Origin of the sequence: Paenibacillus sp. FSL H7-0737 (assembly GCF_000758545.1) — a bacterium.
Classification (GTDB): Bacteria; Bacillota; Bacilli; order Paenibacillales; family Paenibacillaceae; genus Paenibacillus_AQ.
Genome location: NZ_CP009279.1, coordinates 5,368,921 through 5,391,488, shown reverse-complemented (window position 1 = coordinate 5,391,488; position 22,568 = coordinate 5,368,921). Strand labels below are relative to the sequence as shown.

The following is a 22,568-nucleotide window of genomic DNA, read 5'->3' as shown; positions in this document are numbered from 1 at the left end:
ATGAAAAAGTTAAAACTTATGATCATTCTTGGGACAAGGCCGGAAATCATACGTCTTTCAGAGGTTATCAAAAAATGCGACAAGTATTTTGACAATACTATTGTTCATACTGGCCAGAATTATGATTATAATCTTAATCAGATTTTCTTTGAAGAAATGGGTTTGAGAAAGCCTGATTATTACTTGGACGCAGTTGGTAATGATCTTGGAGAGACCATTGGAAATATAATTTCAAAGAGCTATAAGGTGCTTTCGGAAGTACAACCAGATGCACTTTTAATTCTAGGTGATACAAATTCTGCTCTTTCAGCCCTTTCTGCTAAGAGATTAAAAGTACCTATTTTCCATATGGAAGCTGGTAATAGATGCTTTGATGAAAACCTGCCGGAAGAGACTAATAGACGTATTGTTGATCATATAGCTGATGTAAACTTATGTTATAGTGAGCATGCACGTCGTTACCTGAACAATGAAGGTATTAATAAAGAGCGTACATATGTAACAGGATCTCCGATGTCAGAAGTATTGACAGCTAATATTGACAAAATTGAAAAAAGTAATGTTCTTTTGGAGTTGGGCTTAGAGAAGGGGAACTACATTTTACTTTCAGCTCATCGTGAAGAAAATATTGATATTGAGGAGAATTTCCTTGCCTTAATGAATGCTGTTAATGCGATGGCAGAGAATTATGATATTCCTGTTATATATAGTACTCACCCTCGGAGTGCTAAGTTCATAGAACAAAGGGGATTCAAATTTCATCCTAATGTTCGGAAATTACAACCGTTTGGTTTTTCAGATTATAACAAATTACAGATAAATGCATTCTGCGTAGTATCTGATAGTGGAACGATACCGGAGGAAGCATCTTATTTCAAATTTCCTGCTGTATCTGTTCGTACTAGTACAGAGAGACCAGAATCTATGGATAAAGGAAATTTTATTATTGGAAGTATCACTACTGAGCAGGTGCTACAGGCAGTTAACCTTGCAGTTTCAATGCATGCAAATGGTGACCACGGTTATACAACTCCTGACTACGCGGATGAGAACGTAAGCGTTAAGGTTGTTAAAATCATTCAGAGTTATACTGGAGTTGTAAATAAAATGGTTTGGAGGAAAATATAATATTCTTGGATTTGTAAAATAATCCTTGTATTTAATAGAGATATATCGAAGATGAGTTGTCACCGTACACTATGAAGAAGATAAGATGAATGGAAACTATTGAAAGAGGAAATTTAATATTTTATGAAGAATAGAACCGCCAAGAAAAAAAAAGTCGGGTTTACTAAGAGAAGATTTTTTGTTTGTTTGTGTGGGATCCTATTACTCGTAGGGTATTTCACCGCTGGAACATTCCTTTCCTTAACCCAAGTCCCGAAGGAAACCGATGTCATCCTAGTTCTTAGCGGAGGTCAAGGCCGGGTAGAAAAAGCAGCCGAGTTATATAAAGCTGGCTACGCTCCTTATATAATTCTTTCCAACGTCAAAGAGTTAGCGAGTTCATCAGGTGACATGGTTCAAACCGCCCTAGCTCTTGGAATACCGCAGGATGCTATCTATACCGAGAAAGCAGCCGAAAGCACTAACCAGAATGCAGAGTTCACACTCCCTATAATGAAGGAACACGATTTTCATTCTGCAATTGTCGTTTCCTCGGATTTTCATATGCGCCGGGTTAAGTTTCTTTTTGATCGTGTGTACAAAAAGTCAGATATTGAGCTTACGTATGTAGCATCTGCCTCAGGATATAACGCTAAGCGCTGGTGGAGTGACCGAAAGAGTAGGGAAACAACGTTCAACGAGTATGTGAAAATGATCGGTAATACCTTCGGTTACAATGGATCGGAGGCAAAAAGTATTCTTGATCAGATAAAGAACTGGTTTCGCTAGTTTGGAATAGCATATACTTTCTCCGAGGTGGTCGTTATGAACGAAGCAAACTTAGCTTGTAAATCATTTGGAGTAGTAGCATCGATAAAAGTTGTAAAACCTGAGAAGTTTTGAAACACGTATCTGATGCTCTATTCTCAGAGGAATTATGACGATATTCATAACTAGTAGCTAATGAATGCCCTCCACACTCCCACCAACTAATAATTAATCACAAAATAACCCATCCTAACCGTAGCGAACCTGCGGTTTTTTATTTATAATAATTATTATCTGGATTTCATAAAGCGTTCAAAAAATCTGTAAAAAGTCGTATTTTCGTGTGATATACTTAACACAGTGTTTTGAGATGTTGTGAAAGTGAATATTATGTAAATATATTCTTTAATATAACTGTACACAGTAATGAATAGAGACTAGGATGGTGAACTATCGATGCACATCGTCGTCGTTGGCCTGAATTATCGTACGGCTCCCGTGGAGGTTAGGGAACAGTTTGCTTTTGCGGAGAGTGATCTTCCGGCAGCGCTTCATCAACTGATGAAGACGAAGGGTGTGCTGGAAGGGGTCGTAGTAGCCACCTGCAACCGTACGGAAATTTATGTGGTCATGGACCGCCTTCATATGGGAGGTTATTTCCTCCGCGGCTTTATGGAGCAGTGGTTTGGAGTGAAAAATGAGCAATTTGCACAGCATATGTATATATATGAAGACGAGCAGGCGATTGCGCATTTGTTCCGCGTGACCTGCGGCCTGGATTCCATGGTGATTGGCGAGACGCAGATCCTGGGACAGGTGCGAAGTTCTTTTCTCACGGCTCAGGCTGAGGGTGTAACTGGAACTTGGTTCAATCGGCTATTTAAACAAGCGGTGACACTCGGCAAAAGAGCACATAGTGAAACGTCAATCGGCGAAAGCGCAGTATCTGTCAGTTATGCGGCAGTGGAGCTGGGCAAGCGGATTTTTGGCATGTTCACTGGTAAAAGAGTACTGATTCTGGGCGCCGGCAAAATGAGCGAGCTCACTGTAAAGCATCTATATAGTAGTGGTGCGGCTGAGGTGATTGTCGCTAACCGTACGCTGTCGCGTGCGATTGAACTGGCAGAGAAGTTCTCGGGTAAGCCAAGCACGATTGAAGATGCTTTAAAAGTTCTTAATGAAGTGGATATTGTGATCAGCTCAACGGGAGCTGACGGGTATGTGCTTTCGGCAGATCAGGTAGCGAATGCTATGAAGCGTCGCCCTTCGCGGCCGCTTTTTATGATTGATATAGCTGTACCCCGTGATATTGATCCTGCGGCGGCTAATGTGCCAGATGTTTTTTTGTATGATATTGACGATCTGGAGGGCATTGTGGAGAGCAACCTGGAAATGCGCCGGAGTGAGGCTGCGAAGATTGAAGTGATGATCGGTGAGGAAATGGATGAGTTCCAGCTGTGGCTTAAGACGCTTGGCGTGAGACCGGTAATCCGGGCGCTTCAGGATAAGTCGAATGCGATTCATGAGGAAACGATGGAGAGTCTGTTCAATAAGCTGCCTGAGCTGGACGAGCATCAGCGCAAGGTGATCCGTCGTTTGACCAAAAGCATTGTGAACCAAATGATGCATGATCCAATCAATGTAATTAAAGAGATGTCCGGTGGCAAGCAGGGGAATGAAGCTCTTGATTATTTCTCCAAAATTTTTGCGCTACAGGAACAGCTCGAATCTAATTCAGATGGCGGAGATTCCGCCCCGGTTAAGCAGTCTAGTTCCACAGAACGTACTGCCGGTAGCGGCGATTTTTCTGTGCCTAAGACGGTGCTTGCTCCGGCAGGCCTGTTGGGTAGGTGAGTGATATGCAACTGCTGAACGGAATATATGATGCCGCTCTGCTGCTATATGCCCTGAGCCTGCTGTTTGTTTTCTCGGATTGCCTTTATCGCAACCCGAGTGGGAAGCGGTTAGGCACGGGGCTTCTTGTTGTTGTGGGTCTTTTGCAAGTTGCAGGACTGGGGATTCGTTTCTCTCAGGAGAAGGGACTGCCCATTTTCACACCTTATGATTTCTTGTTCTGGTTTGCATTTAGTATTGTGCTGACTTCGCTTGCGGTGGCTTTCACACGTGGAGGCGAGTTTACGATTCTGCTGCTTAGTGTGGCTGGATTCTGTGTTTTTCTCCTAAATCGGGTGTGGCTGACGGCGGGGGGACATACGCTTGAGACTTGGAGTTCGGTGTATGGCTGGTTGACGATGCATGTGATTTTGGCCAATTTGAGTTTTGCTGCACTGACACTAGGAACGGTATTTGCAATATTGTACTTATTCCTGCACACCAGGCTCAAAAGCAAGCAATGGAGTGATCGAATTCGTCGTTTACCGAACCTAGAGACTACCGATAAATATTCTTACACCGCTATTCTGGTGGGGACTCCTTTGCTGGCAATCTCTCTGGTAGTGGCTAGCTTATCTATTGTTTCTGAGGGACGGACACTATTATTGAAGGATTTAAAAGTACTAACGACACTTATTGGCCTTGGAATTTACATATTTTATATTATATTTAAGAAATCCGGGCGGAAAAGTGGAGTAAGTATGGCTCGCTGGGCGATTTTAGGATATGCTTTTACTATCTTGAATTTTTTGTTGAATTCTTTATCTGGTTTTCACGGTTGGAGCGGGGAGTGAAGAGCATGACTCGGTATTTGCCCATAATGCTGGATTGTGAAAAGCAACAGGTTGTGGTTATTGGCGGTGGTGCCGTGGCTGAACGGAAGGTGAGTGGGCTGCTGGAAGCTGAAGCGGTGGTTAAGGTGATTAGTCCTTCTTTGACAGATACGCTTGCCGCTCTAGTGAAAAAGGGTCTCGTGACCTGGCATGACCGCCCTTATGCTCCCGGAGATCTCCGTGGGGCCTTTCTCGTATATGCAGCCACTAACGATAGAACGGTTAATGAAGAGGTTGCGCAGGAGTCTAGGCGACTTGGCATTCATGTGAATGTGGCTAGCCATGCGGAAGCGGGGGATTTTATCACGCCCGGAGTTGTACGTAGGGGGCGTTTGACGGTAGCTGTATCTACTTCGGGTGCTGGTCCGCTTGCGGCTGCGAAGATTAAAAGTGTGCTTGAAGAGGCGCTGGATGCGGCGTATGAGCCATATTTGGATTTTGTACATACCCTGCGAACCCGGATTAAGGAAACAGAATCTTCTGCTGAAGTTCGTGGCAGACTTTTGCGGAAGCTTGGGACGCTCGATGTGTTGAATGAGATGAGAAATGGTAGCTTTATTGCGTGGAGCCCGGAGGATATGGATGTTTGGATTGCTGATCATCGGGCGAAGTAAAAGTGCGCGTGGACACTGTGAAGATTACAAAATTAGGTTAGATTAATGATATGAGTAAAAGTCGGGTTACTGGCTGAAATAGTTGTGATAGTGGTATGAGAACGGATAGCTGGTTGAAGTGGCTGGAATGTTCGAAAGAACGGTATAAGTACCGTAAAATTGGGCTGAAGTGGCTGGAATAGTCGAAAGGGCGGTAAAAGTACCGTTGAATTGGGCGAAAGTGGCTGGAATGGTCGAATGAGCGGTAAAAGTACCGTTGAATTGGGCTGAAGTGGCGAGAATGGTCGAATGAGCGGTATAAGTACCGTTGTATTGGGCGAAAGTGGCTGAAATGGTCGAAAGAACGGTATAAGTACCGTTGTATTGGGCGAAAGTGGCTGGAATGGTCGAATGAGCGGTAAAAGTACCCCTTAATTGAGTAATAGTCCCCGATAGAGATAAATGAAGGGTATAAATACCCCTGATTTGCACTAAAACGCTCATATCAGCCAAAAGAAGGGCAGAAATACCCCTAAATTGAGCTATAACCGACGAAGGAGCTAAATAAAGGGCAAAAATGCCCTTTAAATAGTGCGGAGTAGCTTTTGGTTAGTTTAGATTACTATATACGGTCTACGGTGAAGGGTAAGAGGCAGACGTAATCAGGAGGAATGGACAATGCGTAAGATTATTGTGGGGAGTAGACAGAGTGCGCTTGCGTTGACGCAGACAGGGCACGTGATTGCGGATCTGGAGCGACTGAGCGAGGAGCATGGTTTTGGATTCACTTTTGAAGTGAAAAAGATTGTTACCAAAGGGGACCGCATCCTAGATGTCACCTTGTCCAAGGTAGGCGGCAAAGGGTTGTTCGTGAAGGAAATCGAGCAAGCGATGCTGGACGAAGAAATCGACATGGCGGTGCACAGCATGAAGGACATGCCCTCCGAGCTGCCGGAAGGACTGATCAACGGTGCTGTGCCGAAGCGCGTCGATCCGCGCGATGCGCTGATCTCGAACGGAGGCGTCTCGCTAGACGAGTTGCCTCAGGGCGCACGCGTAGGCACAAGTAGCCTACGCCGTTCCAGCCAGCTAGCTGCGCTGCGGCCTGATCTGGTCATTGAGCCCGTGCGCGGCAACATTGACTCGCGGTTGGGCAAGCTGGAGAGCGGCGAATACGACGCGATCCTGCTTGCAGCAGCGGGGCTGTCGCGCATGGGCTGGCAGGATCGCGTCAGCGCCTACCTGCCGCCGGAAGTTTGCCTGCCCGCTGTAGGGCAGGGCGCACTCGGCATCGAGTGCCGCGCAGATGACGCCGACCTGCGGAAGCTGCTGGCGTTATATAACGACGCCGATACAGCGTTGACGGTGGCGGCGGAGCGCACGTTCCTTGGCGTGCTGAACGGCGGCTGCCAAGTGCCGATTGGTGCTCATGCGGTGCTTGACGCAGCCGCGGAAGCCACTACTGCGGAGCACAAAATAATCTCCTTAACCGGAATGGTGGGAACACCTGACGGTTCAACGATTTTGAAAGAAACTTGCACTGGGGTAGATCCAGTACAGCTCGGTGAAGAAGTCGCTAAGAAGCTGATCGCAAGAGGAGCGGAGAAGATACTGTCAGACGTTAGGGGATGAGGGGATTGACGGGGAAGGTTTATTTGGTAGGTGCAGGTCCCGGGGACGCAAAGCTGATTACTGTAAAAGGCCTCGAGTGTATTCGAAAAAGCGACGTGCTGGTGTATGATCGGCTGGCAAGTCCTAGATTGCTGAAATGCATGAAGCCCGGCGGCGAGAAGATTTATGTTGGTAAGCTGCCGGATCGCCACACGATGAAGCAGGAAGAGATTAATCAATTGTTAGTTGATCTGGCTTTACAGGGGAAAACAGTGGTGCGGCTGAAGGGTGGGGACCCTACGATTTTTGGCCGCGTAGGTGAAGAAGCGGAGCTGCTGCGCAAAAATGGGATCTATTACGAAATCGTACCGGGTATCACGTCGGCGATCAGCGTACCTGCTTATGCGGGTATACCTGTCACGCACCGCGATCATGCTTCTTCCCTGTCGATTATCACCGGACATGAGAGTCCAGATAAACTGGATCATTCCATTCATTGGGATAAAGTAACGAATGCCACGGGGACGTTAGTGTTCCTGATGGGCGTAGCTAAAATAGGATATATCAGCGCCCAGCTGATCAAGCATGGGCGTCCGCCAGAAACACCAGTGGCGCTGGTGCGCTGGGGTACCCGCGCAGATCAGGAGACGCTGACGGGAACCCTCGCCGATATTGAGGCGAAGGTGAAGGCGGCGGATTTTCAGCCGCCGGCCGTCATCGTTGTTGGCGACGTGGTGCTGCAGCGTGAGCAGCTGAAGTGGGCCGAGGCGATGCCGTTGTTCGGCAAACGCATCGTGGTGACACGGGCTCGCAGCCAAGCGAGCGAGCTGGTGGATATGATTGAGGAACTCGGCGGGGAACCCTACGAGTTCCCGGTGATCGAGACGATCATGCCGGAAGGCGCAGAGAAGAAGGAGAAGATTGCAGCGGCGTTTGGCGCGCTGGAATCGTACGACTGGGTATTCCTCACCAGCCCAAACGGCGTGGAGTTTTTTTGGCGCCACTTAGCGGAGCAGGGGGCGGACATTCGGGGGCTTCACCGCGCAAGGATTGCAGCGGTGGGGCCGGGTACAGCAGCCGCGCTGGCGCAGCGCGGGGTGATTGCTGAGGAGCTTCCGGCGAAGTTTCAGGCGGAAGGCCTGATTGAGAAGTTCGGTCCCCAGCTGCTGCCGGGGCAGAACGTGCTGTTGCCGCGCGGCGATCTGGGGCGCGACTGGCTGCCGGACAAGCTGAGAGAGCTTGGCCTTCAAGTCACAGACGTCGATACCTATGAGACGGTTGTGACGGGTGAGGATGACGACGAGCTGCTGAAGCTGCTGGAGGAGGGGCGCGTTCACGCGGTGACTTTTACTAGTTCTTCGACGGTGCGCAATTTCATCCACATTCTGAAAAGAATGGGGCTCGAAGATCCACTCCCGCTGCTAGCTAACGTGAAGATAGCCTGCATAGGACCATTAACCGAGCAGACTGCCGTGGAAGCGGGGCTTACCCCGGGACTGCTACCTGAAGAAGCAACTATTAATAGTCTGGTGCAGGAACTCTGTCGATGGAATGCGGAGACTAGGCTCAAGTAGTTTCATAGAGATAGGTGAGTAATAGCCCTATTAATATAAGAAACCTTAGACTGGTTGTAGTTTGTACAATAGAATCTCTTAAATTTAGAATCAATTCCAATTCTAAGTCTTTTCTATTGCACATTCTGCAATGAAATCAGATTGTTAACTAACTGGCAGTTAGACGGGCAAACTATAAATGTCCGTTGTGTCTATATATTTTATTTTCAGGAGGATGAACAAATGAGCTTTCCAATTACACGTCACCGTCGACTACGCGGTTCTGCTGGAATTCGTGGTATGGTGCGGGAGACAGTACTGAATGTGCTGGATTTTGTACAGCCTATATTTGTGACTTATGGAACAGGTGTGAAGAATGAGATTAGCTCGATGCCGGGCGTGTACCATTTTTCGCTGGATACTTTAAAAGCAGAAGTGGACGAGATTGCCGCACTAGGCATTCCGGCTGTACTGTTATTCGGGATTCCTGAAACGAAGGATGCTATCGGTTCTTCCGGTTTCGCAGAGGATGGAATTGTGCAAGAGGCTACTCGCTTGATCAAGCAGTGGTACCCTGAGCTGTTGGTCGTTGCAGATACCTGCCTTTGTGAATTTACGGATCACGGACATTGCGGGATGGTGCATACGCATACGGTTAATGGTGTGGTACACGGTGATGTCATCAACGATGCTTCGCTAGAACTGTTGACTCGTACGGCGGTATCCCAAGCTAAAGCTGGAGCAGATATTATCGCCCCTTCGAATATGATGGATGGATTCGTACACGCGATTCGTGCGGGACTGGATGAGAATGGCTTTGAGCATGTGCCGATTATGTCGTATTCGGTCAAATATGCTTCGGCATTTTATGGCCCTTTCCGCGAAGCTGCGGATTCAGCACCACAGTTCGGAAATCGCAAAACGTATCAAATGGACCCTGCCAATCTGCGCGAAGCGCTCCGTGAAGCAGAATCCGATGTGCTGGAAGGTGCAGATATGTTAATGGTGAAGCCAGCTCTGGCTTACTTGGACGTGATTCGTACGATCCGCGACCAGTTCGATTTACCTCTCGTGGCTTACAATGTGAGTGGCGAATATTCCATGGTAAAAGCAGCAGCGCTGCAAGGCTGGATTGACGAGCAAGCCGTTGTGCTGGAAATGCTGACTGGCATGAAACGGGCCGGAGCGGATATTATTATTACTTATTTCGCAAAAGATGCTGCGCGCTGGCTGCGTGGTTAATCTCTTTCACAACGATATCGCTGCATAGGCAGCTGCCTTATACCTGTGTGACCAAGAACAGAATAGGAGTGAAGATAGATGAGTAATGAGCCAATGGCGCGTAAAGAGGAAGCGTCCCGCAAGGCTTTTGATGAAGCAAAACAATATATTCCCGGTGGGGTGAACAGCCCTGTACGGGCGTTCAAATCCGTAGGCTTGACTCCGATTTATGTGGATCATGGGATCGGATCGCGTATTTATGATATCGACGGCAACAGCTTTATCGACTATGTATGCTCATGGGGACCGCTGATTATGGGTCATGCGCATCCTGAGGTTGTAAAGGCATTGCAGGAGACGGCGGTAAAAGGGACAAGCTTTGGTGCACCAACTTTACTTGAAACTGAAATGGCAAAAACGGTTGTCGAACGTGTAGCCTCTGTAGATATCGTACGTATGGTTAACTCCGGAACGGAAGCTACGATGAGTGCGATTCGTTTGGCACGTGGTTATACAGGACGCAGTAAAATTTTGAAGTTCGAAGGATCCTACCATGGTCACGCGGATAGTCTGCTTATTAAAGCGGGTTCCGGTGTAGCCACATTAGGTCTGCCGGACAGCCCAGGTGTTCCCGAAGGTGTGGCAGTAAATACGATTACAGTTCCATACAATGATTTGGAGTCCACTCAGATTGCTTTCGAACGTTTTGGCAGTGAGATTGCCGCAGTGATCGTAGAGCCGATTGCCGGCAACATGGGTGTTGTACCACCACTTCCGGGATTTCTAGAAGGACTTCGCAAGTTAACTTCAGACAATGGATCTTTGCTTATTTTTGATGAGGTAATGACAGGCTTCCGTGTCAATCGTGGCTGTGCTCAAGGCTTGTTCAACATTACTCCGGATATTACCTGCTTCGGCAAAGTTATCGGTGGAGGACTTCCAGTCGGCGCTTATGGCGGCAAAAGAGAGATTATGGAGCAAATCGCTCCTACGGGACCGATCTATCAGGCTGGCACACTTAGTGGTAATCCATTAGCGATGGCGGCAGGACTCACTACACTGAAGCTGCTGACACCGGAAGTATATGATCGTCTTGAGCAATTAGGGGCGCGTCTAGAGGCAGGCTTGAAAAAGAATGCAATCGAGACCGGTGTTCCGCTGACAATTAACCGCGTGGGCTCGATGGTCTGTCCGTTCTTCACGGAAGGACCAGTAACTAACTTTGAAACAGCCAAGACTAGCAACACGGATCTATTCCGTCGTTATTTTGGTCATATGCTGAGCCAAGGCATTAGCGTGCCACCTTCACAGTTTGAAGGTATGTTCGTGTCGGCTGCGCATAGTGAGCAGGATATTGATGATACCATTGAGGGCCACTATAATGCCCTGAAGGCCCTTTGAGTATTGGAGCCGGAGAACGAACCGGTGGTGGAGCTTGGACTAGACGTGGGGAGTGGCTGGAAGTAACACCCGGCAAAATCATTACAGGAGCCGAGGATTCTGAAGCTGCAATTGATAAGTGGCTGCTGGAAACTGTAGGTATGCCTGAGAAGCTTCATCTGCGTCTGCGCCGCGAGGGGGGCATTCAGTGGAAGGGAGATCGACTGCGACTGGCACTTTTTCCGGATCGTGAAGCCGGCATTGAACCGGTATGGGAAGAGCTTGAAGTGTTGTATGAGGATGATTTTTGCTTGGTTGCCCACAAGCCGGCAGGCATGGCGGTTCATCCGGATGGCAGTGGCTTAGGCGTAACGCTGGATCACCTTGTAGCTGCGCATTATGTCGCTACCGGTGTTAGTGCAGCTGTAAGGCATATTCACCGACTGGACAGGGATACAACAGGTCCGGTGATGTACGCGAAGAATGAATTCGCTCAGCTTGTCCTAGACGAGAATATGCGTGAAAAAAGCATCTCGCGGCTCTACGCCGCGATCGTCGAAGGCACAGTGCCGCCTACGCTTAAAGTGATCGACGCGCCGATTGGGCGCGATCGTCATCATGCGGCGCGGAGAAGAGTCTCACCCGGCGGACAGTCCGCCGTGACTCGAATCCTCGGACGCGAAGCACTGCATGGCGGGAGCCTGGTGCATGTGCAGCTGGAGACCGGACGGACGCATCAGATTCGCGTCCATCTCAGCCATATGGGTCATCCCTTGTATGGGGATGCGCTATATGGCGGCCCGGTCTGGGCTTCCAGCGCTGCCGGCCGACATGCGCTCCATGGCGAGCTGCTGTCTTTCCGCCACCCTTGGAGCGGTGAACAACTGGAAGTAAGCGATCCGTGGCCGGAGGATATGCTTCAGCTGCGGGAGCTGCTGTCTGAAGCGCCTTGACAGCTACGTTATAAACCTGAGAATCGTGGTATCAGCAAATGCTGGTATTACGGTTCTTTTTTTTATCTATTTTTTCGTAGGGTATATAATTTTCTGTTTTTTCAGAAAGAAGCATCTATCTATGTCCTAATAGCAAAAGCAGCATATAATACTTTGTTCATGCGGAGTAGTTCATCTATTGACCGGCAGATAGGTTCGAATAGTCCCTGAATTTATGAAATTAATAGCATCCTGTCCGGTTAGTGCCACCAAAGTTGTCATGCCTTTCTGTTTGAAGCATATACATGTGGGGAGTAACATTTTGGGCTTATGCTCTGGGCCTGTCTCAGGGTTAGATTATGCCAAGAAGGAGGACATATCCCGTGTTTGATCAGTCCCACGGCTTGCGGTTTGATATTTATGAACGCATTCACCTATCGGAAGAGCTTCCGGGAATAGCTGAGCTGGAGGAGGTTGAACTACTTCCGGAAATCCAGGTGATTCAGCGGGAGGATCGTGCCGAGTTATATGGTCAGCTGTTGCTTACCGGACTCTACCGGAGTGAAGATGACCGAACACAACGTCTGGAGCATGCCATTCCCGTTGAAATCACAGTTCCGCTTACACGCGTCAGCTCGATTGAAGATATCGGGGTGGAGATCGAGAATTTTGATATTGATCTGCTCACGATGCGCACAGTGAATATAACAGGCGTATTATCACTGCGGGGAATCGGTGGTGCGGAGCCTCAACCACAACCGGCCTGGCAGCAGGAAGAGTACACAGTTGCCTATTCCCCTCTCAGTGATGACAGGGTAATCGAAGCATCTGCAGAGAACCAAGAGCACGAAACTGATGCACTTTATGAAAATTCTCAGTGGACCTTTGGCGAGGATGCATCGGAGGTTGCCGTAGAAGAACATGAGCATGCTGAAGCTAATGCAGACGCATCAGAGGCTCCACTGGTCTCAAGTGGAGCTGGTCATTCGTCCCCTATAGTGAATTTCTCATCCGCTCATGAGAAGGACAAGGGCGCGAAAGCTCGGACGCATAGTCTGGATTCGCAAACAGAGGATTCCAAAGCAGGAATAGCGGATTACTGGTTTAAAGCTGAGTCACAGAATGAAGCTGAGGCCACTCAGCTGGATCAAGTTAGCCAGGCGAGTCAAGCGGATCAAGAGCAAGAAGCTGAATATACTTTTGCTTCAAGAGAAACCGCTGTTCCAGCAGCTATTGCTGATGCAGACCAAGATATCGCTGTATTTGCTTCTGAAAACGTGGCAAACCATGAGCTTCACGCACAAGAAGAGAATGCGCAGCTGATCAGTGATAATACGAACGAAGGCTTAGTTTCTCAGGAGACTGTGCCACATACCGAGGAGAAACAAGATCTTAAGATTGCGCTAGGAAGTAAGAAAGAAGCAGAGGCTCCAGCCAAAGAACATCTCACCTTCTCTTCATTACTCAGCTCTAGTCGTTCTCGTAAAGAACAAGAGGCTCTCCTATCTGAAGGAAATGCATCGGCTGCAGCGATCATTCCAGAGGCCGGAAATAATACGGAGTGGAAGAGCAGATTCATTGCTGGAGCAGATGGCGCTAACCTATTCCGTAAGGTTCGCCTTTGCATCGTGCAGCGTGAAGAAACGCTGGATACAATCGCAGAGAAATATCAGCTAAGTGCGCGGGAGCTGGGAATGTATAATCGATTGTCTGGGCAGAGTGTAGAAGAAGGGCAAGTGTTGTACATTCCGTAATTGAATTACAATGCGTACTCATATGAATAGGTGAATCCCGATCTGATAGTAGATCGGGATTTTTGTCAAATATAAGAATATATAAGTTTCACGTTATACATTATCCTTATATTTCTCAAATAAACGCTTACCGTCCGTAAAAGGACGTCGAAGGCGTTTATTCTTGTGTGACCGGAGAACGTTAGAATGCGGGGGATCTAATCAACGCAGTGTGATGAATCTAATGAAAATTCGACATATGAACGCTATAAGTCGAAATTCCGCTAAAAGTCCCGCTGTAATAGCCTATCCAGGTTGACTAGGGGGGACTCAAAATGTATTATGGAGTAAGCAATATCTAAGTAAAGACTGGGAACGGGAAGAGTAGGCGGTCAGCCCTTCAGAGAGCGGAATGCAAGTGCTGTGACATTCCGTAGGATACAGCCACCGAAGTCGCCCCGGAGTCGCCCTTCTGAGCTTGTCTTCATGGATATGAAAGATAAGTTAGGATGTGGCCGGTAGCAGCCGTTATCTGTACGAGTGTCGCGCTAAGCTTCTGAACCGCAAGGTGAGAGAAGTGCAGGTTTATTTTTCATTGGCGCGAAACAAAGGTGGTACCGCGAAAGAATGGCCTTTCGTCCTTTGAGACGAGGGGTCTTTTTGTTTTTTAAAAACCAACTACAAGTAACCAAGTGGAGGTATCAGGGAATGGCTGACCAAAACAATCTAACAGCGGCAGAGCTGCCGAACTTGCAAGATACAGCGGCAGATGCTGCCGCTGCAAATGATTCTAAGAATGAAATGCCAACCACGTATGATCCGAAATCGGCAGAAACCAAGTGGTATTCCTATTGGACAGAGGGTGGATATTTCCGTGCAGGCGGGCGTCCAGATGCAAAAGCATACAGCATTGTAATCCCGCCGCCAAACGTAACGGGAATGCTGCACATTGGTCATGCGCTTGATTTTACGCTTCAGGATATCCTGATTCGTACAAAACGGATGCAGGGCTTCGACACGTTGTGGCTACCAGGTACGGACCATGCCGGTATCGCAACGCAGACAAAGGTAGAGCAAAAGCTGCGTGAGCAGGGAATTTCTAGACATGATCTCGGCCGTGAGAAGTTCCTGGAACAGGTGTGGGAGTGGAAAGATAAATATGCGAACACCATTCATGAGCAGTGGGCTAAGATGGGGCTTTCTCTTGACTATTCCCGCGAACGGTTTACCCTGGATGAAGGGTTGTCGAAAGCTGTACGCGAGGTATTCGTTAAGCTCTATAATAAAGGCTTGATCTACCGCGGCAAACGCATTATTAACTGGGACCCGGCGGCTCGTACAGCATTGTCGGATATCGAGGTTGAATATAAAGAAGTTAATGGTCACTTGTATCATCTGCGTTACCCGCTCAAAGACGGTAGCGGATTTATTACAGTAGCGACCACACGTCCGGAGACCATGCTGGGTGATACAGCGGTTGCTGTTCATCCGGAAGACGAACGTTACAAAGATATGATCGGCAAAACGTTGATCCTGCCGATTATTGGCCGTGAGATTCCGATTATCGCTGATGATTATGTAGACAAAGAGTTTGGTAGTGGTGCGGTTAAAATTACACCAGCTCATGACCCGAATGACTTCGAGATGGGTCAACGTCACAACTTACCGCAGATTAACGTAATGGATGAGAGCGGTACGATGAATGAAGAAGCAGGACCTTACCAAGGTCAAGACCGGAGTGTATGTCGTAAGGCTATCACTGCTGACCTGAAGGAGCAAGGTGTGCTGATCAATATCGAAGATCATGTGCATCAAGTAGGACACAGTGAACGCTCTGGAGCGGTTGTTGAGCCGTACTTGTCCACACAATGGTTTGTAAAGATGCAGCCACTGGCTGAAGCTGCCATCAATGCACAGAAGGATGGGAACGGGGTTAACTTTGTACCGGACCGTTTCGAGAGAACTTACCTGAACTGGATCGAGAACGTACGTGATTGGTGTATTTCCCGTCAGCTGTGGTGGGGACATCGTATTCCAGCATGGTATTCCGAGTCTACTGGTGAATTGGTTGTGGCAAATGACGAGGAAGAAGCGCGCCGGATCAGTGGTCTAACCGACTTGAAACAGGACGAAGATGTACTGGATACCTGGTTTAGCTCTAATCTGTGGCCTTTTGCCACACTAGGATGGCCAGATGAGAACAGCGCAGATTTCAAACGCTACTATCCGAACGATGTGCTTGTAACAGGCTACGATATTATTTATTTCTGGGTAGCGCGGATGATCTTCTCAGCTCTTGAATTTACCGGAGAAAAACCTTTCTCAGATGTATTGATGCATGGTTTGGTACGGGATTCCGAAGGTCAAAAAATGTCCAAATCACTCGGGAATGGCGTAGACCCCCTTGAAGTAATCGAGAAGTATGGCGCAGATGCAATGCGTTACATGATTTCTACCGGAAGTACAGCTGGACAGGATCTACGCTTCCGTTGGGAAAAGGTTGAGCAGGCACGTAATTTCGCCAATAAGATCTGGAATGCATCACGCTTCGCGTTGATGAATTTGGAAGGCGTAAGCTTTGAAAATATTGACATTTCGGGTGAGCTAAGTACTGCTGATCGCTGGATTTTGCACCGTCTGAACGAAACTTCTCGTGAAATTACGCGTCTAATTGACTCGTACGAGTTCGGTGAGACCGGTCGCCAGCTGTACAACTTCATTTGGGACGATCTATGTGACTGGTATATTGAGTTCGCGAAGCTGTCACTTTACGGATCAGACGCCGCGGCCAAAGCGAAGACACAGTCTGTACTTGCCTATGTACTAGACCGCACAATGCGCTTGATTCATCCGTTTATGCCGTTTATTTCGGAAGAAATCTGGCAGCACCTTCCGCATGAAGGGGAGACGATTACGCTGGCTGCATGGCCGGAGTATGATGCTGCTCTGGAGAATCCGCAGGCCGTAGCGGAAATGAACCTGCTGATGGATGTAATCCGGGCCGTTCGTAATATCCGGGCTGAAGTGAATGTACCGATGAGCAAAAAGGTTGAATTGATCATCAAAGCGGGTAATGAAGAGACGCTGAGTATTATCACCCGTAACGACAACTACATTGGACGCTTCTGTAATACGTCTTCCTTCGAAGCTGGCCTGAATCCAGAAACGCCGGATAAGGTAATGTCCGCTGTAGTAACAGGAGCAGAACTGCTTCTGCCATTGTCGGGACTCATTGATATTGAACAAGAAATCGCTCGTCTGGAAAAAGAAGTACAGACGCTGAACAGCGAAGTAGAACGCGTAGAGAAAAAGCTGAGCAATCAAGGCTTCGTGGCCAAAGCCCCTGCTAAAGTTATCGAAGAGGAACGGGCGAAGCAGGCAGATTATTCTGCTAAACGTGAGAAAGTACTTGCCCGCATCGCAGAGCTGAGAGGATAAGAGACATGGATGACCTAAATCGGGGCGGAAGTACCGCCCCTCTTGCGACATACACCGAAGCGGTTGATTGGATCAAGAGCCTAATCCCTTTTGGGATACGGCCAGGTTTAGATAGAATCGAGATGTTGATGGACAAGCTGGGAAATCCGCACCGTCGGCTGAAGTTTATTCATGTGGCGGGTACGAACGGCAAAGGTTCAACTTGTGCTTTTTTGACTAGTGCACTTATACAAAGCGGCTATTCAGTAGGCACCTTTACATCTCCGTATATTACAAAGTTCACGAACAGGTTCCAATATAATAATACGGACATCTCTGAAGAAACGCTTGTCGAGCTGGTTAACCAATTACGTCCACTAGTCCAAGAAATTTCGGAAACGGAGTTTGGCTCACCTACGATGTTCGAGGTAACTACAGCTGTAGCCATTCTATTTTTTGCGGGCGTCTCTTGTCCTGATGTTGTCGTATGGGAGACCGGGCTTGGGGGAAGGCTGGATGTAACGAACATCGTGACTCCGATTGTTTCTGTGATTACTAATGTTGGTCATGATCACATGGATATTTTGGGAGATACGCTAGAGAAGATTGCAATGGAGAAAGCCGGAATTATTAAGACGGGCGTACCTGTTGTTAGCTGCGTAACTCAGCCGGAAGTCGTAGCGGTTCTGAAAGAGAAAGCAGCGGCTTGCCGCTCTACTCTTTATCTTGCCGGAGAAGATTTTAGCTATGAGGCTAATGAAATCCGTGAGGATGTGCAGACTTTTCATTTTAAGGGTCCCTTTCGTTCGCTTGAACTTGGGATTGTAATGAAAGGCGAGCACCAGATTAGCAATGCGGCAGCTGCCATGATGGTACTTGAGGTTCTGCGTCAGTATATGGCCTTTATGCTTGAGGATGAAGATGTGCTTGAAGGTTTGCGCCACGCATTCTGGGCTGGAAGGCTGGAAGAGGTAAGCAAGTCTCCAAGGATTGTACTGGACGGAGCACATAATCCGGAAGGTGCGGAGAGTCTTGCAAAAAGTCTGCCTCAGCTCTATCAATACGGTAAATTAAATTTACTTATGGGAATGCTGTCAAATAAGCATCATGAATCCTACTTTAAGCATATACTGCCTATAGTGGATACGCTCATCCTGACCGAACCGGATTTCCAGAACAAAATGGACGCGGAGAATCTGCAAGTTATCGCAGAAAGTCTGCGGGAGAAATATGCCAAGGAAAACTTGGCAATCATAGTAGAACATAATTGGGGAAAAGCGCTGCAGCTACTGAAGTCGATTACAGCGGAGGATGACCTTGCCGTCGTATCTGGTACGCTGTATTTAATCTCTGACGTACGCGGTACACTTTTGCAGCAACCCGATACTGAAAAAGGCTGGTGACGACTGTTGGATACTACTGAACGTGTGCATTTTATAGGGATCGGCGGCTACGGAATGAGCGCGATTGCCCGGGTAATGCTAGAAATGGGATATACAGTTACGGGCTCCGATGTGGCTGCCCAAGAATTAACGGATAAATTGATTGCTAAAGGTGCCAAGATTTATATCGGGCATACAGCAGAACAAGTAAAAGGTGCGGATCTAGTCGTATACTCTACGGCTTTGTCTAGTGATAATGTGGAATGGGTGGAAGCTGAGCGTCTTAAGATTCCAATTCTGCATCGTTCGCAAATGTTAGCCCGTTTATTGAATGAACGTAAAGGGGTAGCCGTTGCTGGAGCACACGGGAAAACTACCACCTCCTCCATGATTGCACTTGTGATGGAAGAGTGCGACGTTGATCCAACGTATATTATCGGTGGAGAGATTATGAATGTAGGTACGAATGCAAAGGCGGGACAAGGTGAGTTTGTAGTAGCGGAAGCGGATGAGAGTGATGGCTCTTTCCTGCACTATCACCCTTGGCTTGGGATCGTTACGAATGTTGAAGCGGATCACTTGGAAAATTACGACGGAGACTTTAACCGTCTTAAAGCTGCATACGTGCAGTTCATGAACCAAACGCGCGAAGATGGAACTGCTATAGTATGCGCTGATGACGAGAATGTGATCTCTCTTTTACCTGAAGTAACAGGTAAGGTGATTACTTATGGCATCAAGTCGAACACTGCAGATTATATTGCCACTGATATCGTTCTAGGCGATCGTCAAGTATCGTACACGATGAATCATAATGGAGAAGTGCTTGGACGGATTGAACTCTCAGTTCCCGGACAGTACAATCTTTATAATTCAATGGCAGCGGTAATCGCTTGTTTGAAATCAGGGATTTCTTTCGAGAAAATCGCTGAAGCGATTGTGAAATTCCATGGTGCGAAGCGCCGTTTTCAAGTGCTCGGAGAAGTCAATGACATTCTGGTCATTGATGATTATGCGCATCATCCTACAGAGATTCAGGCAACGATCAGTGCTGCCAAGGCAACAGGAAAACGGATTATTGCGGTATTCCAGCCTCAGCGCTATACACGTACTTTCTTCCTGTTAGATGCTTTCAGCCGTGCCTTTAGCGAAGCCGACGAAGTCATCATCACCGATATTTACTCTCCGGCTGGAGAGAAACAGATCGAAGGTGTTACTTCTGCGAAGCTGGTTGAGCTAATCGTTAAGAACAGTAATGCGGGCGCGAGACATCTGCCAACCAAAGAAGATGTTCTAGCTGATCTGACACCTCGTATTGCTCCAGGTGATCTGGTGATTACGATGGGCGCAGGCGATATCTGGAAGGTCGGATACGCACTGGCAGACGGGTTGAAGAAGAAGCATTAAGTTTACAAATTGAGGCTAATTCGAGGATATTTATATTCTCTATTCAATAGCACTTCCCCAAAATTTCGTTCAGATAATCCTTGTGTTTATCTGAAGGGAGTTTCGAGGGAAGTGTTTTTTTGGTATTGTTAACGTATTTACTGATATAGTTATAAAGTGCTATAGTGCTGCCAGAAGAGGATCGATTTTTCAACGTATATTTGGGATCCCCACAAAGTACCCGAGTACGCATCGAAGCAAAGCCGCACTTTGTGGGGATATTTTCGCATAGGTGGTGACGTATGAGCTCCCTGCTTGAAATTAGAACACTGATTTATTTGTTTATTTTCGGAAATTTATTTATATTGCTGCTTATAACCAATTATCGAAGTACCGCTGTTAAAGATACAGCCTCCACCTTGTTCATCCGATCAAAGGAAGTGCAGCTACTCTTTTGGTGTTCGATTTTATTGTGGGATTATCTACCTCATGCGTTGTCCATTCCGCTTAGCAATGCTCTGATCCTTGGAGGGTGCTGTCTAGAAATTACAGCGTTACTGCTGATGATGGGAGTACTGGGGCCAAAAATAAAGCGATATTACATCATCCTTTCGGTATTGAGCATAATTAGTTTTAGTATCATCGCATTATTTTTTAATCATTCCAACTTGCGCATCGCTTGTACTTCACTTTGGTCTATACTATTTATAGTTTATCCAGCTTATCATCTAACTGTGAATAAAAAGGCTACCCCTCTTCAAAAAATATTAGGTGTATTATTTTATGTATTTGCAGCGATTATGCTGATGCGGGCGCTTGTTGCATTGATTTGGGAGCCCGAGATGAATGTGTTCTCAACAAATCTCACGCAATATTTGTATTATTTGGGGATGTATTTATTATTTATCGTAGGGGCTGCCGGTTATATTCTTCTCTCAAATGAGCATTCCTTCGTCAAACTAAAAAGAATAGCCAGTTATGATGATTTGACGGGGATCCTAAACCGTGGAGCATTTCTTCAGGAAGCGGAGATAAAGCTTGAAAAGGCATTTCGAGCGCAGGAGTACTTCTCATTTTTGCTATTGGATTTGGATTATTTTAAACAGGTCAACGATACTTATGGTCATGATACCGGTGACATTGTGCTGGAAGAGTTCGCATCGACGATTAAAAATAATCTCGGAAATGGCGATTTGTTTGGCAGACTAGGGGGCGAGGAATTCGCAGTCATACTCTGTGGGGTAGATGAGCAGAGCTGCGACCAGAAAGCTGAAGCGCTTCGTGAGGCGATAATGAATACTTCCACTAATAAGGTTCAACAGGGGTACACAGTTAGTATAGGTGTAATTACGATCATGCCAGATCAGGAGATTTCGATAAATAAGTTGTACAAGCTAAGCGACAAGGCATTATATCAGGCCAAACAAGAGGGAAGAAATAGAGTCATCAGATACCGATATGTATACTGAGAGTCAGGAATACTAGGGGAGGTGAACTTCACTTATATGCATCTGGATCTCCAGACACTGCTGGTGTGTCTCTTTTTGTGGCAATCGTTCACGGTGCTGCTTATCGTGGTGTATCGTTTGCGTTATCCGCAGGAACAGACTTCTTCATTGTTTATCACAGCAAAATATTTGCAACTAGCAGCCTTGATCCTCTTATTACTGAAGGATTTTATAGATACACCACTTAGTTTACCGATCATAGCACTTCTTGCTCTGGCTGGAGGCACGCTCGAAAGCTTGGCGCTTCTAATGCTTCTCAGAGTATTCGGGAGCAAAGTGGAGAGATATTATTCTATATTATTCGGAGTATCCATTCTCGTTGTGGTGCTTATGTATTTGTTGATGCCTAAGGATCCTCTCGTTATTCCAGTCGCTTGTCTGGCTGGAGTTCTGATTATAGCCTATCCTGCTTATATACTATGTCTGAAGGTCATGGAGACTTCGCTACAAATAATAATGGGACTGCTATATTGTCTTGTCATCTTGTCGTTGGCCGGGAGAGCCTTAGAACCGCTGTATTCCGTATTAGGAATCAATACACAAGTTGCACAATTTCTTTATTTGTTTTTTTATCTTGGGATTTATTTGTATATGTTTCTAGGAACCGCGGGAATTATGCTGCTTTATAGAGAAGATTCCTTTGCAGAAATGGAGCGGGTAGCAACTTATGATGAGTTGACCGGTATTTTGAATCGCAGGTCGTTCGTTCTGCGTGCTCGGCCTTTAATAGCTGCTTCAGCGATGAAGAAACTGCCCTATTCTTTTTTACTGCTGGATGTCGATCACTTTAAGAGCATAAATGATAATTACGGCCATAATACAGGTGACCAAGTACTAACTGATTTGGCGTCTAAAATAGAGCAACAGCTTGGTCATGGTGATCTGATCGGAAGATTTGGGGGAGAAGAGTTCGCAGTGCTCCTGCACAGAGCCGATGAGAAGAGTAGTGATGTTATTGCTGAAGGAATGCGCACAGCTGTTATAGGTTCAATGATTCATGGTGTACCGCTGCACTACACGTTAAGTATTGGAGTCATTACGATAGAATCGGGCGAACGTTTTTCACTAAATAATCTCTACAAACTTTGTGATAATGCATTGTATCAAGCTAAGAAAAAGGGTCGGAACTGCGTTGTTAGAAGCTACGAAATATAAAAGTGTCTTCCTTTCGTCATTAGATGAGGAAGACACTTTTTTGTTTGCATAGGGAATAGTTCAGAATACCTAACGAGTATAAAATTTTGAAATAGA

17 protein-coding genes and 1 other annotated feature are annotated in these 22,568 nt (G+C 47.0%); of the genes, 16 read left to right on the top strand and 1 reads right to left on the bottom strand.

Going from position 1 to position 22,568, the window contains the following annotated elements:
* From wecB to H70737_RS23595, 5 genes are all read left to right on the top strand, one after another.
* Positions 1–1,128 (top strand): non-hydrolyzing UDP-N-acetylglucosamine 2-epimerase, encoded by a 1,128-nt coding sequence (gene wecB / locus H70737_RS23615; RefSeq protein ID WP_042191216.1) that lies wholly within the window; start codon positions 1–3, stop codon positions 1,126–1,128.
* Positions 1,129–1,251: 123 nt separating this feature from the next.
* Positions 1,252–1,896 (top strand): YdcF family protein, encoded by a 645-nt coding sequence (locus tag H70737_RS23610; RefSeq protein ID WP_042191213.1) that lies wholly within the window; start codon positions 1,252–1,254, stop codon positions 1,894–1,896.
* 435 nt (positions 1,897–2,331) lie between these two features.
* Positions 2,332–3,729 (top strand): glutamyl-tRNA reductase, encoded by a 1,398-nt coding sequence (gene hemA / locus H70737_RS23605; RefSeq protein WP_042191211.1) that lies wholly within the window; start codon positions 2,332–2,334, stop codon positions 3,727–3,729.
* Between the two features lie 5 nt (positions 3,730–3,734).
* Entirely contained in the window at positions 3,735–4,562 is an 828-nt protein-coding gene (gene ccsA / locus H70737_RS23600) for a cytochrome c biogenesis protein CcsA (protein WP_042191208.1), read from the top strand.
* A gap of 5 nt (positions 4,563–4,567) precedes the next feature.
* Positions 4,568–5,215, top strand: coding sequence for a precorrin-2 dehydrogenase/sirohydrochlorin ferrochelatase family protein (locus H70737_RS23595; protein WP_042191207.1), 648 nt, complete (start codon positions 4,568–4,570; stop codon positions 5,213–5,215).
* A gap of 66 nt (positions 5,216–5,281) precedes the next feature.
* Here the strand turns inward: H70737_RS23595 and H70737_RS30875 are convergent, their stop codons facing one another.
* Entirely contained in the window at positions 5,282–5,707 is a 426-nt protein-coding gene (locus H70737_RS30875; RefSeq protein WP_156113177.1) for a hypothetical protein, read from the bottom strand.
* 165 nt (positions 5,708–5,872) lie between these two features.
* Here H70737_RS30875 and hemC point away from each other — a divergent pair, with 165 nt between their 5' ends.
* The 11 genes from hemC to H70737_RS23540 all read left to right on the top strand — a co-directional run bounded on the left by hemC (position 5,873) and on the right by H70737_RS23540 (position 22,472).
* On the top strand, positions 5,873–6,826 hold the full coding sequence (gene hemC / locus H70737_RS23590) for a hydroxymethylbilane synthase (RefSeq protein ID WP_042191205.1): 954 nt from the start codon (positions 5,873–5,875) through the stop codon (positions 6,824–6,826).
* A 5-nt stretch (positions 6,827–6,831) separates the two neighbouring features.
* On the top strand, positions 6,832–8,379 hold the full coding sequence (gene cobA, locus H70737_RS23585; protein ID WP_042191203.1) for a uroporphyrinogen-III C-methyltransferase: 1,548 nt from the start codon (positions 6,832–6,834) through the stop codon (positions 8,377–8,379).
* Positions 8,380–8,601: 222 nt separating this feature from the next.
* Positions 8,602–9,600 (top strand): porphobilinogen synthase, encoded by a 999-nt coding sequence (gene hemB / locus H70737_RS23580; RefSeq protein WP_042191201.1) that lies wholly within the window; start codon positions 8,602–8,604, stop codon positions 9,598–9,600.
* Positions 9,601–9,678: 78 nt separating this feature from the next.
* A complete protein-coding gene (gene hemL / locus H70737_RS23575; protein WP_042191199.1) occupies positions 9,679–10,980 on the top strand; it encodes a glutamate-1-semialdehyde 2,1-aminomutase in 1,302 nt (433 codons plus the stop codon).
* On the top strand, positions 10,977–11,912 hold the full coding sequence (locus H70737_RS23570; RefSeq protein ID WP_231573340.1) for an RluA family pseudouridine synthase: 936 nt from the start codon (positions 10,977–10,979) through the stop codon (positions 11,910–11,912). Before hemL ends, H70737_RS23570 begins: the two co-directional genes overlap by 4 nt.
* 362 nt (positions 11,913–12,274) lie before the next feature.
* The gene (locus H70737_RS23565; RefSeq protein ID WP_042191196.1) at positions 12,275–13,645 is read left to right on the top strand and encodes a LysM peptidoglycan-binding domain-containing protein; all 1,371 of its coding nucleotides are present in this window, start codon (positions 12,275–12,277) and stop codon (positions 13,643–13,645) included.
* A 341-nt stretch (positions 13,646–13,986) separates the two neighbouring features.
* Positions 13,987–14,270: a binding site (T-box leader), on the top strand.
* Between the two features lie 155 nt (positions 14,271–14,425).
* Positions 14,426–17,062 (top strand): valine--tRNA ligase, encoded by a 2,637-nt coding sequence (locus H70737_RS23560; protein ID WP_042194411.1) that lies wholly within the window; start codon positions 14,426–14,428, stop codon positions 17,060–17,062.
* A gap of 5 nt (positions 17,063–17,067) precedes the next feature.
* Positions 17,068–18,444, top strand: coding sequence for a bifunctional folylpolyglutamate synthase/dihydrofolate synthase (locus H70737_RS23555; RefSeq protein ID WP_042191194.1), 1,377 nt, complete (start codon positions 17,068–17,070; stop codon positions 18,442–18,444).
* A gap of 6 nt (positions 18,445–18,450) precedes the next feature.
* The gene (gene murC, locus H70737_RS23550; RefSeq protein ID WP_042191191.1) at positions 18,451–19,830 is read left to right on the top strand and encodes a UDP-N-acetylmuramate--L-alanine ligase; all 1,380 of its coding nucleotides are present in this window, start codon (positions 18,451–18,453) and stop codon (positions 19,828–19,830) included.
* Between the two features lie 281 nt (positions 19,831–20,111).
* Positions 20,112–21,278, top strand: a complete 1,167-nt coding sequence (locus H70737_RS23545; protein WP_042191189.1) for a GGDEF domain-containing protein — start codon at positions 20,112–20,114, stop codon at positions 21,276–21,278.
* 36 nt (positions 21,279–21,314) lie between these two features.
* Positions 21,315–22,472, top strand: a complete 1,158-nt coding sequence (locus H70737_RS23540; RefSeq protein WP_042191187.1) for a GGDEF domain-containing protein — start codon at positions 21,315–21,317, stop codon at positions 22,470–22,472.
* Positions 22,473–22,568 lie beyond the last annotated feature (96 nt).

Coding starts and splice junctions, on each gene's coding strand:
- hemA (WP_042191211.1), top strand. CDS start 2,332: ATGCACATCGTCGTCGTTGGCCTGAATTATCGTACGGCTCCCGTGGAG.
- H70737_RS23545 (WP_042191189.1), top strand. CDS start 20,112: ATGAGCTCCCTGCTTGAAATTAGAACACTGATTTATTTGTTTATTTTC.
- H70737_RS23555 (WP_042191194.1), top strand. CDS start 17,068: ATGGATGACCTAAATCGGGGCGGAAGTACCGCCCCTCTTGCGACATAC.
- ccsA (WP_042191208.1), top strand. CDS start 3,735: ATGCAACTGCTGAACGGAATATATGATGCCGCTCTGCTGCTATATGCC.
- H70737_RS23560 (WP_042194411.1), top strand. CDS start 14,426: ATGCCAACCACGTATGATCCGAAATCGGCAGAAACCAAGTGGTATTCC.
- H70737_RS23540 (WP_042191187.1), top strand. CDS start 21,315: ATGCATCTGGATCTCCAGACACTGCTGGTGTGTCTCTTTTTGTGGCAA.
- wecB (WP_042191216.1), top strand. CDS start 1: ATGAAAAAGTTAAAACTTATGATCATTCTTGGGACAAGGCCGGAAATC.
- H70737_RS23595 (WP_042191207.1), top strand. CDS start 4,568: ATGACTCGGTATTTGCCCATAATGCTGGATTGTGAAAAGCAACAGGTT.
- hemL (WP_042191199.1), top strand. CDS start 9,679: ATGAGTAATGAGCCAATGGCGCGTAAAGAGGAAGCGTCCCGCAAGGCT.
- hemC (WP_042191205.1), top strand. CDS start 5,873: ATGCGTAAGATTATTGTGGGGAGTAGACAGAGTGCGCTTGCGTTGACG.
- H70737_RS23610 (WP_042191213.1), top strand. CDS start 1,252: ATGAAGAATAGAACCGCCAAGAAAAAAAAAGTCGGGTTTACTAAGAGA.
- hemB (WP_042191201.1), top strand. CDS start 8,602: ATGAGCTTTCCAATTACACGTCACCGTCGACTACGCGGTTCTGCTGGA.